The organism is Paenibacillus sp. JNUCC 34, assembly GCF_058269055.1.
In genome coordinates this window covers 4,268,163-4,283,284 of record NZ_CM177770.1, presented here as the reverse complement: position 1 = coordinate 4,283,284, position 15,122 = coordinate 4,268,163, and the positions used below count along the sequence as shown (strand labels likewise).

16 protein-coding genes and 1 other annotated feature are annotated in these 15,122 nt (G+C 48.1%); of the genes, 15 read left to right on the top strand and 1 reads right to left on the bottom strand.

Annotated features, from left to right (window positions below):
* Window positions 1–58 precede the first annotated feature (58 nt).
* The 14 genes from AC2TF5_RS20125 to leuS all read left to right on the top strand — a co-directional run bounded on the left by AC2TF5_RS20125 (window position 59) and on the right by leuS (window position 13,546).
* Window positions 59–589 carry a YqeG family HAD IIIA-type phosphatase gene (locus AC2TF5_RS20125; protein WP_491298921.1) on the top strand — a complete coding sequence of 177 codons (531 nt, stop codon included), beginning with the start codon at window positions 59–61 and terminating at the stop codon, window positions 587–589.
* Window positions 586–1,713 carry a ribosome biogenesis GTPase YqeH gene (gene yqeH / locus AC2TF5_RS20120; protein WP_491298920.1) on the top strand — a complete coding sequence of 376 codons (1,128 nt, stop codon included), beginning with the start codon at window positions 586–588 and terminating at the stop codon, window positions 1,711–1,713. The genes AC2TF5_RS20125 and yqeH overlap by 4 nt, the downstream gene beginning before the upstream one ends.
* A 37-nt stretch (window positions 1,714–1,750) precedes the next feature.
* Entirely contained in the window at window positions 1,751–2,623 is an 873-nt protein-coding gene (aroE, locus tag AC2TF5_RS20115) for a shikimate dehydrogenase (RefSeq protein WP_491298919.1), read from the top strand.
* Between the two features lie 107 nt (window positions 2,624–2,730).
* A complete protein-coding gene (yhbY, locus tag AC2TF5_RS20110; protein ID WP_208915143.1) occupies window positions 2,731–3,021 on the top strand; it encodes a ribosome assembly RNA-binding protein YhbY in 291 nt (96 codons plus the stop codon).
* 17 nt (window positions 3,022–3,038) lie between these two features.
* Window positions 3,039–3,641, top strand: coding sequence for a nicotinate-nucleotide adenylyltransferase (nadD, locus tag AC2TF5_RS20105; RefSeq protein ID WP_491298918.1), 603 nt, complete (start codon window positions 3,039–3,041; stop codon window positions 3,639–3,641).
* Complete coding sequence (yqeK, locus tag AC2TF5_RS20100) at window positions 3,613–4,191, top strand: bis(5'-nucleosyl)-tetraphosphatase (symmetrical) YqeK (protein ID WP_491298917.1); 579 nt, start codon at window positions 3,613–3,615, stop codon at window positions 4,189–4,191. The genes nadD and yqeK overlap by 29 nt, the downstream gene beginning before the upstream one ends.
* Window positions 4,188–4,535 carry a ribosome silencing factor gene (rsfS, locus tag AC2TF5_RS20095; RefSeq protein WP_491298916.1) on the top strand — a complete coding sequence of 116 codons (348 nt, stop codon included), beginning with the start codon at window positions 4,188–4,190 and terminating at the stop codon, window positions 4,533–4,535. Before yqeK ends, rsfS begins: the two co-directional genes overlap by 4 nt.
* The gene (locus AC2TF5_RS20090; protein WP_491298915.1) at window positions 4,532–5,449 is read left to right on the top strand and encodes a CvfB family protein; all 918 of its coding nucleotides are present in this window, start codon (window positions 4,532–4,534) and stop codon (window positions 5,447–5,449) included. Before rsfS ends, AC2TF5_RS20090 begins: the two co-directional genes overlap by 4 nt.
* 26 nt (window positions 5,450–5,475) lie before the next feature.
* Window positions 5,476–6,246 (top strand): class I SAM-dependent DNA methyltransferase, encoded by a 771-nt coding sequence (locus AC2TF5_RS20085; protein ID WP_491298914.1) that lies wholly within the window; start codon window positions 5,476–5,478, stop codon window positions 6,244–6,246.
* Between the two features lie 314 nt (window positions 6,247–6,560).
* Entirely contained in the window at window positions 6,561–7,412 is an 852-nt protein-coding gene (locus AC2TF5_RS20080) for a sugar phosphate isomerase/epimerase family protein (RefSeq protein ID WP_491298913.1), read from the top strand.
* Window positions 7,413–7,485: 73 nt separating this feature from the next.
* The gene (locus AC2TF5_RS20075; protein WP_491298912.1) at window positions 7,486–8,649 is read left to right on the top strand and encodes a Gfo/Idh/MocA family protein; all 1,164 of its coding nucleotides are present in this window, start codon (window positions 7,486–7,488) and stop codon (window positions 8,647–8,649) included.
* A 67-nt stretch (window positions 8,650–8,716) separates the two neighbouring features.
* A complete protein-coding gene (locus AC2TF5_RS20070) occupies window positions 8,717–9,790 on the top strand; it encodes a Gfo/Idh/MocA family protein (protein ID WP_491298911.1) in 1,074 nt (357 codons plus the stop codon).
* A 50-nt stretch (window positions 9,791–9,840) separates the two neighbouring features.
* The gene (locus tag AC2TF5_RS20065) at window positions 9,841–10,713 is read left to right on the top strand and encodes a helix-turn-helix transcriptional regulator (protein ID WP_491298910.1); all 873 of its coding nucleotides are present in this window, start codon (window positions 9,841–9,843) and stop codon (window positions 10,711–10,713) included.
* Window positions 10,714–10,751: 38 nt separating this feature from the next.
* Window positions 10,752–11,016: a binding site (T-box leader), on the top strand.
* Window positions 11,017–11,104: 88 nt separating this feature from the next.
* Entirely contained in the window at window positions 11,105–13,546 is a 2,442-nt protein-coding gene (gene leuS / locus AC2TF5_RS20060) for a leucine--tRNA ligase (RefSeq protein ID WP_491298909.1), read from the top strand.
* On the opposite strand, the gene comER is transcribed toward leuS, so the two are convergent.
* The gene (comER, locus tag AC2TF5_RS20055; RefSeq protein WP_491298908.1) at window positions 13,527–14,369 is read right to left on the bottom strand and encodes a late competence protein ComER; all 843 of its coding nucleotides are present in this window, start codon (window positions 14,367–14,369) and stop codon (window positions 13,527–13,529) included. The genes leuS and comER overlap by 20 nt on opposite strands.
* A gap of 176 nt (window positions 14,370–14,545) precedes the next feature.
* On the opposite strand from comER, the gene AC2TF5_RS20050 reads away from it, so the two are divergent.
* Entirely contained in the window at window positions 14,546–15,112 is a 567-nt protein-coding gene (locus tag AC2TF5_RS20050) for a ComEA family DNA-binding protein (protein WP_491298907.1), read from the top strand.
* Window positions 15,113–15,122: the final 10 nt, after the last annotated feature.

Sequence of the window (15,122 nt, the reverse complement as noted above, 5' to 3'; positions counted from 1 at the left end):
TTTTTACTAACCAACCGTAATATGGTATAGTTTTTCCTATGAAATTGAGGTGACGAATTTGTTTGAAATGTTGATTCCAAAACTCCGTGTCAACACGGTGTTTGACATTAAGCTGGAAGAACTGTACGAACAGGGTTACCGGGGAATTATTACAGATTTGGATAATACGCTTGTGGGAGCGAAAGCGCCACTGGCAACCCCTGAATTGGTGGCTTGGTTTAAAAAAGTAAAAGAGATTGGCTTCCAGCTGATCATCGTTTCCAATAACCAACTGGAGCGCGTATCAAAGTTTGCCACTCCGTTAGATATCCAGTATGTACACAAAGCCCGTAAACCTAGCAACATTCCTTTCCGGAAAGCGATGAAAATGATGGATATGACGAATGAGCAGACGATTGTAGTTGGAGATCAAATGCTGACAGACGTTTACGGTGGCAATCGTTTGGGCTTATACACGGTTTTGGTCATGCCGATTGCGATCAATGACGAAGGCTGGACGACGCGCTTTTTCAATCGGCGGGTGGAACGAATCGCTTTGGCACGTCTGCGGAAACAAGGATTATGGATTGAGGAGGACAAGAAATCATGATGGAGCCTTTAGGCGAACAAGTCACCAAGAAATGCAGCGGTTGTGGCATTTCGCTGCAGCATGCTGCTCAGGGTGAGCCTGGCTATCTGCCGGAAAAAGCCTGGGACCGTGAACCGGTCATTTGCCAGCGCTGCTTCCGTATTAAAAATTATAACGAGGTCGCATCTGTTGCAGTCGATCAGGATGAATTTCTGCGTCTGCTCGGGCAAATCGGCGGAAAGAAAGCCCTCGTCATTCATATTGTAGATATTTTTGACTTTGAAGGAAGTTTAATATCAGGTCTTCAGCGGTTTGTCGGTAACAACCCGGTCATCCTGGCTGTCAATAAAATTGACCTGCTTCCGAAAGTCACCAATTGGAACAAACTTCTGAATTGGGTGCAAAAACAGTGTAAAGAACAAGGACTTCGAACAACCGACATCGTGCTATGCAGTGCAAAGAAGAATCAGGGTTTCGACAGACTTCTGGAAACGATGGCTGCTCATCGCGGTGATCGTGATGTTTATGTTGTCGGCGCAACCAATGTTGGCAAGTCGACACTTATCAATCGTTTGATCCGTGATTACAGTGATCTGGAGCAGGAGCTGACCACATCCCGTTATCCGGGAACTACGCTCGATATGGTTAATATTCCACTTGATGACGGACGATATATTGTGGATACACCGGGGATTGTCTATCCATGGAGATACAGTGAGCTTGTAAGCCGCGACGATCTGGGTGTCGTTATGCCCGAGAATCCACTGAAGCCTCTGGTATACCAGCTAAATGAAGGCCAAACGTTGTTCTTTGGGGGAATGGGGCGATTCGACTTCATTAAGGGAGAACATCAGTCCTTCACTTGCTTTATTAGCGGCCGACTGAATATACACCGTACGAAGCTGGAGCGTGCCGATTCACTGTTCGAGGAGCATGCGGGGGAACTGCTGTCGCCTCCAACCAAGGAACGGTTGGAAGAAATGCCTGAATGGACAAGACATGAGATAAGAATTCCCAAAGGCTCCAGCTCGGACATATTTATTTCCGGCTTGGGATGGGTGAAAGTGAACGGAGACATGGGTGCTCTTGTCGCGGTTCATGTGCCGAAAGGGGTCAAAGTACTTCAACGGCCGTCACTGATCTAACCGGGTTTACACGGTCTTTGGGAGAGGGGGATGGAACATGAATTCAATGCAGCAAAAAGATTTTGTTAGGAATAGTGGAGCTTTATTGCTCGGGGTGATGGGGGATCCGATCATTCATTCCAAATCCCCTGTTATGCATAATGCAGCTCTGAAAGCACTCGGTATTCCAGGTGACTATGTTCCTCTTCATATTAAGCCGGATGGGCTAGAGGGAGCGGTTGAAGCCCTTCGTTCACTTGGCTTTCGCGGGGTCAATGTAACGATTCCCCATAAGGTAGAGGTTATGAACTACCTGGATATTATAGACGAAGGGGCTGCAAGGATCGGAGCGATCAACACGATTGTAAACGATAACGGCATTCTCACCGGCTTCAACACGGATGGAATCGGATACGTCCGGTCATTGAAGGAAGAAGCTTGTCCTGATTTGGCCGGTAAAAATATTGTTGTTCTCGGAGCAGGCGGTGCCGCTCGCGGGATTATACACGCCCTGACTTTTGAACAGCCAGGACAAATATCCGTGGTCAATCGAACGGCCTCAAGGGCGAAGGAACTTGCGGAAGAGTGGCGTTCGTTAGCCGATATCCGGGGTTTGGCTGAAGCAGAAGCGAGGGAAGCTGTGGAGTCGGCAGATGTATTAATCAATACGACTTCGGTCGGCATGCATCCGCATATCGGTGATCTTCCGCTATTGGCAGAATGGATTCCGGAAGGAATCGTTGTCAGCGATCTCATATATAACCCGCTTACAACCGAGCTTCTGCGGAGAAGTGAAGAAAAAGGCTGTACCATTCATGGAGGCCTCGGCATGTTTGTGAATCAGGGGGCTTACGCTTTCGAATATTGGACAGGACAGGCTGCCCCGGTTGAGATTATGAAGCAGACTGTACTGAACAGCTTTCAGGAATAAGCAGGTCTCCAATAATAATTGCTTAAAGATACATCAAGCGCTAGAATAAAGGTTTCGGAACAGAGAAAAGCTTGAAATAGATGAAATTAAGGGAGTTATGACGAAGTATGTTAACAGGAAAGCAAAAAAGGTATTTACGGTCAATGGCGCATCACTTGGATCCTTTGTTTCAGGTCGGTAAGGGTGGAAGCAATGATCATCTGATCCGTCATATTTCTGAAGCGATTGAAAAGCGGGAACTGTTAAAGGTATCTGTGCTGAACAATTGTTTGGAAGATCCGCGTGCAATCGCGGCGGAATTGGCTGAAGGTGCTAAAGCAGAGCTTGTACAAGTGATTGGAAAAACGATCGTGCTGTACAAGGAATCGAAGGATAACAAAACGATCGAACTGCCTTAATAAAGGAGGCGAACCGGATGAAGGTTGGCATTATGGGAGGTACATTCGACCCCATCCATATCGGTCATATGCTGGCGGCAGAAGCCGCTCGGGACGTATACGAATTGGACGAAGTGTGGTTTATGCCAAGCCATATTCCTCCACATAAGCTGGAATCCGGTGCGACGGGGCAGATGAGGCTGGAAATGACATCCGAAGCCGTGGCCGGCCATCCGTCTTTTCGGACGCTGGACTTTGAAATCGAACGTGGAGGAGTATCATACACCATGGATACGGTGACGGAACTGCGCCGGGCTTATCCGCATATAGAGTTCACATTCATCATTGGTGCGGACATGGTCAACTACTTGCCCAAATGGCATCGGATTGATGAGCTGGCCGGAATGCTCCATTTTATCGGTGTGAACCGGCCGGGATCCAGTTTGGATGTCAATTTGCTGCCTTCGTTTTTACAGAAAGTTGTCAAAATCGCAGATATGCCTCTTGTTGATATATCCTCGACCCTGATCAGGAAGAGGGTGGCCGCGGGTGAGTCCATCCGTTATATGGTACCCGACCGTGTATATGATTACATTGTAAGGAGCGGAATCTATGGGATACAGCCGGGAACAGCTGATTGAGGCCGTATCATCCCAGATGCCCGAGAAGCGTTGGTTACACACCAAGGGCGTCATGGAAACGGCGGTCAAACTTGCTGAACAGTATGGGGCTAATCCGGAAAAAGCGGATTTGGCGGCTATTCTGCACGACGTCGCTAAATATTGGCCTGTGTTAAAATTAAAAGAGGTCCTAGTGGATAACGGACTTAACGACGAGTTACTGCAGCATGATAAACAGTTGTGGCATGCCGAAGTAGGCGCCTTTGTTGCAGAAAGGGATTACGGCATAACCGATCAAGAAGTATTGGATGCAATACGATATCATACCTCTGGACGTGCCCAAATGACTCTTCTGGAGAAGGTCGTATGTCTGGCAGATTATATGGAGCCGGGAAGGGATTTCCCAGGCGTGAATAATATTCGCGAACTGGCCAACCATAGCCTTGAAGAGGCGCTTGCAGCCGGATTTGATTCGACGATAAGTTTCTTGGTATCTCGCAAGCAGATTATTTATCCACTGACCGTACTGGCTCGAAATGACTTAATAAAGCAACTGGAGGCGAATTCATGACGATGAATCCGAATGAATTGTTAAATGCGGCCGTGGCGGCCGCTGAAGATAAAAAAGCGATGAATATTGTGGCTCTTGATTTGAGAGGAATCTCTCTTGTAGCCGATTACTTTGTTATTTGTCACGGTAACTCCGATACCCAGGTTCAATCGATTGCAACCGAAGTGCGCAAGCGTGCTCAAGAGGGCGGCGTGACGCTTCGTGGTATCGAAGGTATGGACGCTGCCCGCTGGGTGTTGATGGATCTTGGCGATGTAGTCGTTCATATATTCCATCGCGACGAGCGTGAATATTACAACATTGAGCGTCTGTGGTCTGACGCTAAAGTGGTGGAGAACGTATGAGCCTGATCGCCGGTACGATCGTGGAGCTGGAAGTAACCCGTGAAGTATCGCCTTACGGTTATTTTTTGAATGGCGGCGACAGGGATGTGCTTCTCCATTACTCTGAGCTCACCGGGAAGGTTGAGCCTGGTGATACGGTTGAGGTATTTATATTTTTTGATACGGAGGATCGGCTCGCAGCTACAATGAAAAAGCCGTATCTTACACTGGGTGAAACAGCCAAGCTGATGGTAGCTGACGTTCATCCACGCCTTGGCTGCTTCCTCGAGATGGGGCTGGGCCGTCAATTGCTTCTTCCTATCCGTGAATTACCTGAGATGAGAGAGCTTCATCCCCAGGTAGGTGATTATGTGTTTGTCATGATGGAACACGATAAGCAGGGACGGCTCCGTGCCAAGTTGGCCGGAGAACAGGAGCTTGCGCCCCTTGCTTTTCATGCACCCGATGCGTGGCTCAACCAATGGTTTACAGCACTTGTGTACAAGCCTCTCCAGATGGGCACGTTCGTTATTGTAGACGGTGGCGTGCTTGGTTTTGGAGCTATTGGGATGATCCATTCTTCCGAGCGGACGCGATTAATGCGCCTCGGGGAAGAAGTTCGTGTTCGTGTCAGTCATATACGTGAGGACGGCCGTGTCAACTTATCGATGGTACCGCGTAAAGAGATTGGGATGACAGATGATGCCGATCGGCTGCTAGCGTTTCTGAAGGAACGTCCGGGTGGAGCCATGCCATACTCTGACGCAACGCCGCCAGATATTATTAAGCAGCGTTTCGGCATCAGCAAATCAGCCTTTAAACGGGCCCTAGGTAAGCTGATGAAGGATGGGCTGGTCACACAGAAGGAAAGTTGGACCTATCTTGCCAAGGAAAATGAGGAGAACTCGGAATCCGGTGTAGAGGGGAAGAAATAAGGAAGCCTTAAGAAAGTGGTGTCATCATGTTGTCTTACCGCAAATTTGCGTACGTTTACGATCAACTTATGGAGGACATGCCTTACCCCGATTGGCTTCGGTTTGCACGGACAGCTTGGGACAAGCATGGTATGCCGAAAAGTGTGGCGGAGCTCGGATGCGGGACAGGCAGCATCACGATTCCGCTCGTGAATTCGGGATTTGAAGTAACAGGAATAGATCTGTCAGCCGACATGCTATCGATTGCTCGCCGCAAACTGGAGGAGACCCCTCAAGGGAATCGTCTGTTCCGTGAGGGGAGTGTTCGCTGGGTACAGCAGGATATGCGGGTATGGGAACTGCCAGAGCAGGTGGACTCCGTCATTTCGTTTTGTGATTGCATAAATTATTTACTTGAAGAAGACGACATTCGAGCTGTGTTCGCCCGTACCTATAGCGGTCTGAAGGATGGGGGCTCGTTCCTGTTTGATGTGCACCATCCGAACACCTTGATTCGTTACGATGAGGAGCAGCCCTTCGTTCTTGATGATCATAAGGTCTCATATATTTGGACATGTGCTCTGGATGAACCTCGCTGTGAAATTGAACATCATTTATCTATTTTCGCGCGTGATGAGAACGATCGATCGGTATACCGCCGTTTCGAAGAAACGCATACGCAGCGCGGCTATGATCCAGAGTGGATGAAGGTGGAGCTGGCCAAAGCCGGATTCCGTGATGTGAAGTGTTATGCGGATTTTGAGTGGGTTGAAGCTGGAAGCGATGCACAAAGGCTGTTTTATGTAGCTGTCAAATAATAATTACAGACTCAGGACTGTTTCAGCGTAGATATTCTACGAAGGAACAGTCCTTTTTGCTTTGGGGAAGTCGCAGTTTTTCTTGCATGGGAAACTCTTTTTCGGCGGTCTATTTGATTGTGGTTAAGATGCCGTATCAAGGCCGTAGGTTTGCTTGAAAACCTGTGTTAGACTATACCCGCATCAAATTGAAAACGATTACAATCCGTGGTAATCCGGAAGTGAAGTCGAATGATGGTGACGGATAGCTAAACTACAATCAAATAGGTCTGTTTACAGTAACTACTTTCGAGTAAAGAAGGGTGGAAACGACGATGAAATGGTCTGTGTTTACAGTTGCAACCCCTGATTTGAATCCGGAGGAGTTGGCCGCAGCCGCGCATGAGGCTGGAGTTGAAGGAATAGAATGGCGCTTTAAGGAAATTTCGGAGGATGTCCTTCAGGAGAAGCCTTCATTTTGGCGCCACAATCGCTGCTCTATCGATCCAGGAGGTACGGAGGAGGAATGGTTGAGGTTTGACAAGGCAGCCAAGGAGTACAATCTTCGCAGCATAGCCGTTGTTCCTTATCTGACTTGTGGTGACATTGAAGGCACAGAGCGGGTGATGAAAGCAGCCAAGCTGCTTGGAGCTTCCTTTATCCGGGCGGGTATACCTGGCTATGATGGAAGAGAGAACTACCACGATCTTTATATGCAAGCCGTACGTTATCTGGAATCCGTGGAACGGCTGGCTGCGGACTACGGTATCAAAGCGCTTGTAGAAACCCACCACAAAACAATTACGCCTAGCGCTGGCTTGGCTCATAAGCTGGTTAGCCAATTTGATTCTCGACATGTCGGCGTCTTATATGATCCCGGAAATATGGTTCATGAGGGTTATGAAAATTATAGGATGGGCTTAGAACTTCTTGGTCCTTACTTGGCCCATGTTCATGTGAAAAATGCCGGTTATCGAATGACGAAGTCAGAGGACGGCCTTCACACGGAATGGAGTGGTGAGTGGGTACCGCTTTCCCATGGCATCGTTTCATGGCCTCAGGTTATTGCGGATTTGAAATCCGTTGGTTATGACGGATACTTAGGAATTGAAGATTTTAGCGGAACATATCCTTCCAAAGAAATGTTGAAACATTTTGTGCAGCAAATGCAAGAGTGGACCGAGTAAAAAATAGCAAACGGAGAACATATAAATATTTTACGAGAATAATTCACTTTTTTAGCAAAAGGGAGGTACAACAATGGAGGAAGTAAAAATTGGCGTCATCGGCTTAGGTATGGGCTTTAGTCATGCGAGAACCTTGGCAGCGGGAAAAATTCGTGGAGCGTCTCTTGTAGCTATATGCGACCTACAGGCAAGTAAACAAGAGATGGCTAGGGCTGAACTGCCGGGTACAGTAAAAATATGGGACGACGCTGAGGCGATGATGTCATCTGGTGAAATCGACGCTGTCATCATTGCGACTCCCCATTATGGTCACCCGTCGGAAGCTATATTTGCTTTTGAACAAGGTCTTCATGTACTGATTGAGAAGCCTGCAGGAGTTCATACAAAGCAGGTGCGAGAGATGAATAAAGTTGCGGCCGGGAGCGGCAAAGTATTCTCGATCATGTATAACCAGCGCTGTAATCCGCTCTATCAAAAGCTCCGGGAGTTAATTGCTTCGGGTGAGCTGGGCGAAGTCCGTCGTACGAACTGGATTGTTACCCATTGGTACCGTTCGCAAAGCTACTATGATTCGGGAGGCTGGCGCGCGACATGGGCAGGAGAAGGCGGGGGCGTTCTCATTAATCAGTCTCCGCATCAATTGGATTTATGGCAGTGGATTACCGGAATGATGCCTGTCCGAATGAGAGCTTTTTGTTCCTTCGGCAAATATAGAAATATCGAAGTAGAAGATGATGTGACGGCTTATGTGGAATATGAAAACGGTGCGACAGGTGTGTTTATTACGACGACAGGCGAAGCACCGGGAACGAATCGTTTTGAGGTTACAGGAGACCGGGGCAAAATCGTTATAGAAGATGATAAATTAACGTTTTGGCGGCTGCGGGTGTCCGAAACGGAATTCAACCGTGAGTACAAAGGCGGCTTTGGGGAGCCGGAATGCTGGAAGTGTGAGATTCCGGTCTACGGGAACAATCCTCAGCACAGCGGTATTATACAAAATTTCACGGATGCTATATTAAACGGTACTCCGCTTATTGCACCGGGTGAGGAAGGAATTAAAGGTCTGACTTTATCCAATGCGATGCATTTGTCTAGCTGGACCGATGATTGGGTAGATATCCCTATGGATGAAGACTTGTATTACGAGCTCCTGCAGGAGCGTATTAAAAATTCGACCTATCAGAAGACGGTGAAAGAAACAGGACCGGCAGATATGTCAACCACCTTCGGTTAAAGACACGATGATGAATGATGATCACTGACAGCCTTGGGCAGTTATCGAATTCGAGGAGGATGATCAATTGAATCGCAACAACGGTATGCTTTACGCCCCCGCTGGTAAATCTAAGCCGGTCGTCGGGCCGGGAGAATTCGTCATTGCAGCGATGTCTCTAGAACACGGTCATATATATGGAATGTGCAACGGACTGGTGGAGGCGGGGGCTACACTAAAATGGGTATATGATCCGGATCCCCAGAAAATAGAGTTGTTTTGCCAAAAATATCCCCAGGTGCGTGTAGCTTCATCAGAAGCTCAGATTCTGGAAGATTCGGAGGTTCAGCTTGTCGCCGCGGCAGCTATTCCGTCTGAACGTTGCAGTCTGGGACTGAAGGTTATGTCCCGCGGCAAAGATTATTTTACGGACAAAACACCGTTTACGACGCTGGATCAGGTCGCAGCAGCAAGGGCAAAAGCGGAGGAAACGGGTCGGAAATATATGGTGTATTATAGTGAACGTCTCCATGTCGAGAGTGCTATTCACGCCGGAAAGTTAATACAGGATGGCGCTATCGGCCGTGTTATACAGGTGATGGGCACAGGACCCCACCGTCTCAACGCCTCATCTCGTCCTGACTGGTTTTTCCGTTATGAACAATACGGAGGCATTCTGTGTGATATCGGCTCTCATCAAATTGAGCAGTTTCTATTCTATGCAGGATGTAAAGATGCCAAGGTGATGAGCAGCAAAGTGGCCAACTACAACAATCCGTTGTATCCAGAACTTGAGGATTTCGGAGATGCAACGTTAATCGGTGACAACGGGGCAAGTCATTATTTTCGCGTGGACTGGTTTACACCGGACGGCCTTGGCACTTGGGGGGATGGAAGAACATTTATTCTTGGAACGGACGGATATATCGAGATGCGCAAGTATATCGATGTGGCCAGGGATTCGCAGGGAGATCATCTTTACTTGGTCAATCATGAAGGGGAATATCATATGGAGCTCAAGGGAAAGGTCGGATATCCTTTCTTCGGGGAGTTGATTATTGACTGCCTGGAACGGACGGAACGGGCAATGACGCAGGAGCATGCTTTTAAAGCGGGGGAATTATGTATTGTCGCACAGAATGAAGCTGTTCGTATTCAGTAATTGTATCCGTTATAATAAAGGAATACCTAGGATCAGAAGGGGCAGACTCTATGAAACCGGTGTCCTTTATGAATGAATTGAATGGGCAACTCCAGCTCCACCAACCATTCGATTTTCATTACCGCAACGATAAATCGATGGCTGGCGGTGAATTTCACTCACATCCTTTCTATGAAATATTTTATTTCCACGAGGGAAAATGCACATACTTGATCGGGGATAAGATTTATGTTCTGAAGCCTGGTGATCTTCTCCTAATGAATGGTTTAACACTGCATTGTCCTCATGTGGAACCTGGTGCCAAGTATGTCCGAAGTATTGTTCATTTTGATCCCGGTTTTGTGGGCCGGTGGCTTCAACCCGCCGCATTTTCTGCCTTATTAAGCCCGTTTGAAGAGCTGCGAAACTACCGGATTACGCTTGAGGGACCAGAGAGAGATGAATTCGAAGGTATTATGATAGAGCTGGAACGTTTGACATCTAACGGCGCTCCGCAAGAACGAAGAATGCTGAGACTGATTGACATGATGTGTTTTATTGCTGATCTTTGCCGCACTGCAGTGAATCATAAAGAATCTTTTCCGGAAAAAGAGCGTCATATCCAGCAAGTCATCACCTTCGTGGAGCAGAATTATATGAAGGATCTTAGTCTGGAAGAAATTGCTCATGCAGTGCATTTAACAAAGCACTATTTATCATCCTTATTTAAAGAAGTCACTGGAACAACGGTATTCAAATATGTATACAGCCGAAGAATCAATCAGGCTAAAATGCTGTTCTGGCTCCATCCGAATATGACCGTAACCGAAGTGTGTTACACTGCCGGGTTTAAACATTTGGCTCATTTCAGCCGCATGTTTAAGGATATGGTCGGCCTGACACCGGAAGATTATCGTAACAGCAGGTTATCTGCATTGACTTAGCAGCCGATGTTCGATATAATATCGTCATTAAAATCGAATATGATACGATGATGAGGATCAGTAGTTTCTAACCCGATCACATAGAGAGCCGGCGGTTGGTGTAAGCCGGTTGACGAAGGAAATGAACTCACCTCGGAGTAACGATGTTAACTCGGTTCAGACAGCTTACACGGTAAGCGTTAATGTCAAGCCGATGAGTCATCGTCGTCTCACCTGCGATAGAGGTGCAAAGTGAGTTGAAGGCAAAGAATGCCTTTGGCTAACTAGGGTGGTACCACGGGAATCAAACCTCTCGTCCCTAGCGTCGTACGCTATGGATGATGAGGTTTTTTTGTTTGGAGGCGCACGGCTATATACCGCGTGCTTGACTGTGAAGGAGGAGCTGGAAAATATGAGTGAAAATCAACAAACGGGCCACGGCTATCAGCCGCAGGCCATCGAGCCGAAGTGGCAGCAGTATTGGGATGAACATAAAACGTTTAAAACGCATGAAGATCCATCGAAACCGAAATTTTATGCGCTGGATATGTTTCCATATCCGTCAGGTGCAGGTCTGCACGTAGGCCATCCGGAGGGTTACACGGCAACGGATATTGTGGCCCGTTTCAAACGGATGCGCGGATTCAATGTACTCCATCCGATGGGCTGGGATGCATTCGGCCTTCCTGCCGAGCAGTATGCGATGGATACGGGTAAACATCCGCGTGAATTTACAGTACAAAATATCGATACCTTCCGCCGGCAGATCAAGTCACTCGGTTTCTCCTATGACTGGGATCGTGAGATCAGCACGACGGATCCTGAGTACTATAAGTGGACACAATGGATTTTTATCCAATTGTATAAAAAAGGTTTGGCTTATGTTGCGGAGATACCAGTAAACTGGTGCCCGGCGCTGGGCACGGTTCTTGCTAATGAAGAAGTGATTGACGGCAAATCCGAGCGCGGCAACCATCCTGTCATCCGTAGACCGATGCGTCAGTGGATTTTGAGGATTACAGATTATGCCGAGAGATTGCTGGAGGATTTGGAGGAGCTCGATTGGACCGAAAGCATTAAAGATATGCAGCGGAATTGGATCGGTAAATCGACCGGTGCTGAAGTCCGCTTCGACATCGCTGGCCACGATCAGCATCTGACGGTATTTACGACTCGTCCAGACACGCTGTTCGGTGCAAGCTACTGTGTGCTGGCACCGGAGCATGAGCTGGTGGACCGAATTACTACGGAAGAACAGAAGGATGCTGTAAAAGCTTATCAGGAGCAGGCAGCACGTAAGAGCGATCTGGAGCGTACGGATCTGGCAAAAGACAAGAGCGGGGTGTTTACTGGAGCCTATGCAGTGAATCCGGTAAACGGAGCTCAAGTACCGATTTGGATTGCGGATTATGTGCTTGCAGGTTACGGCACGGGTGCTATTATGGCTGTCCCGGGTCATGACAGCCGGGACTGGGAATTTGCGAAGCAGTTCGGTCTGGACATTATTGAAGTTGTTAAGGGAGGAAATGTGGAGGAAGAGGCGTACGCCGGCAACGGAGAACACGTCAATTCTGATTTCCTGAACGGATTGGATAATGAAGCAGCTATCCAAGCCATGAACGAGTGGTTGGAGAAGAACGGCAAAGGTGAGAAAAAGGTAACCTATCGTCTGCGGGATTGGTTGTTCAGCCGTCAGCGTTACTGGGGTGAGCCAATTCCTATTCTTCACCTGGAGGATGGCACCATGAAGACGGTACCGGAGGATCAGCTTCCGTTGCTGCTGCCTGACGTGGATCAGATCAAACCATCTGGTACTGGAGAATCCCCGCTTGCGAATGTGACGGAATGGGTCGAAACGATTGATCCTGAGACGGGCATGAAAGCCCGCCGTGAGACCAATACAATGCCGCAGTGGGCTGGAAGCTGCTGGTATTACCTGCGTTACATTGATCCTGATAACCATGATGAACTGTGCTCCAAAGAGAAGCAGAAGGCATGGTTGCCGGTTGACCTGTATATCGGCGGTGTTGAACACGCGGTACTCCACTTGCTGTATGCCCGTTTCTGGCATAAGGTATTGTACGACCTGGGGGTTGTGGATACGAAAGAGCCGTTCCAAAAGCTCGTTAACCAGGGTATGATTCTGGGTAACAACAATGAGAAAATGAGTAAGTCGCGCGGCAATGTTATCAATCCGGATGATATCGTCAATGAATACGGTGCGGACACACTGCGTGTCTATGAGATGTTTATGGGGCCGCTTGAAGCGACCAAACCGTGGAATACGAATGGTGTCGAAGGAATGCACCGTTTCTTGTCGCGGATCTGGCGTCTATTTATCGGCGAGAACGGCGAGCTGAATTCTAAGATTGTAGACGGCGAAGGAACCGATGAGTTCAAACGTACCTGGCATAAGACGATCAAGAAGGTTACTGACGATATGGAACATCTGCATTTCAACACGGCGATTAGTCAGATGATGATCTTCATTAATGAAGGCTACAAGGTTAATGAATTGCCACGCAAAGCGATGGAGAACTTTGTGCAAATGTTGTCTCCTCTCGCACCACACTTGGCCGAAGAGCTGTGGAGCCGTCTGGGTAACAGTGATAGCGTGACCTACGTGTCATGGCCGGAATTTGATGAAGCTTGGACAGTGGATGCAGAAATCGAAATCGTTATCCAAGTAAGTGGTAAAATCGTAGACCGGGCTAAAATCTCTAAAGATATGGACCAAGAAGCGATGAAAGAATATAGCCTCTCCCTTCCAAATGTCAAGCAGGCGCTGGAAGGAAAGAGTATCCGCAAAGTGATTGCAGTGCCGGGTAAACTGGTCAATATCGTGGCCGGTTAACCGTCTTCCCGAAGGCAATGTCCAGTTTCGCCAGATCCTCCTCATATTTTTCATGTGTGGTGTTGATCAGTTGGTGGAACAGACCGTCCAACCTGTTTCCGAGAAGGGACAGCGCTTGGGCGGTAATGCCTCCGGGAACAGCCACTCTCTCTTGAAGCTGTTCAGGAGAGAAACCTTCCTCCGTAAGCAATTTGCCGGTTCCGAGCAGCATTTCTCCGGCAAGTGCATTGAGCGTAGGACGGTCGGCTCCGGTCATTTCGACGGCGGCATCAATCCATTTTTCCACAAAAAAACTCAAAAATGCAGGCCCGCAGCTGGAAAAATCGGATGTAATCCGTGTGTGTGATTCCAGAACCGGGGTGGGCCTGCTAATCGAAGACAGGAGGCTTTCCAAAAGCAGCCTGTCTTCTTCTTTTATGCGTGATCCATAAATACATAAGGATGCACCGCTTCCGGCTTGGTTAGTAATACTCGGTATAATTTTCGCCACCTTGCAGGGAAGCGTAGATTCCAGATGAGATAGTTGGACGGGACTCGTAATAGATACAGCAATTTGAGAGATGTGGAGTTGATCGTGGATCTCGTCGATGACAGTTTTGAACTCACCGGGTTTAACACATAGAAAAAACAGATCGCTCTTTGACGCAGTTTCCGCATTACTTCTACATACGATAAGGCCAGGGTGACGGTCTGAGAGCTCAAGTGCTTTGTTCAGAGTGCGGTTGCTGATCCGGATCTGCTCAGGCTGTAGAGCGCCCGCTCGTATGAAGGAGTCGATCAATAGACTGCCCATACTTCCCGTACCGATAAAACCGACCTTCATGTGTACGTTCCCTCCTTTCGCGCTTTACTTCAATAGGATACCGTGTTCATATCGTTAATGTATGCGGCTTAGCTGTCAAATGATGACCGTTTTGCGGAGGATTACAGAATGATAGCGCTATAATGTGCGTTTATACTCATCGGACGGGTATTCCGTTCGGGATTGGAGTGATTTTTATGAGACGAATACCATTAGGGTGGAGTGTTACGACGGTTTTGCTTGGATGTGGACTAATCCTGTTTGCCGGAGGCAATCAGGGTGGAATACAAGGATGGAAGCCGCTGAATGCTGAGATCGAAGAGGTGCTTGGGATGCAGGAGCCGGATTCACCAAAGTCCGTTCCCACGAAGTCTACACCCATGAAGGAGTCGGTCGAACAGGGAAATGACGATTCCAATATAGGAGGACAAAGCGGGGTGAAGGAAACAGCTGTACCCGCCTCTGTGGAATCCAAAGATCCGGTTAAGCCAGTTATCGAAGCTGCAAAACCTGCTGCCGAAGAGGTTCAATCTGCGGAGAAAGTGAGTAACATGCCTGCCGCTGAAACGTCCGGTAAAATTAACATCAATACAGCAGACGTGGCAGCGCTTATGGATTTACCGGGAATCGGTGAGAAGAAGGCCCAGGCTATTATTGATTACCGGACTAAGCACGGTCCGTTCCGCACTGCGGCTGATCTTCTAGAAGTGAAAGGCATCGGCCCGAAAATGCTGGAGAAAATGAAGTCTTACGTAGGTTTTTAACCCTGTGATA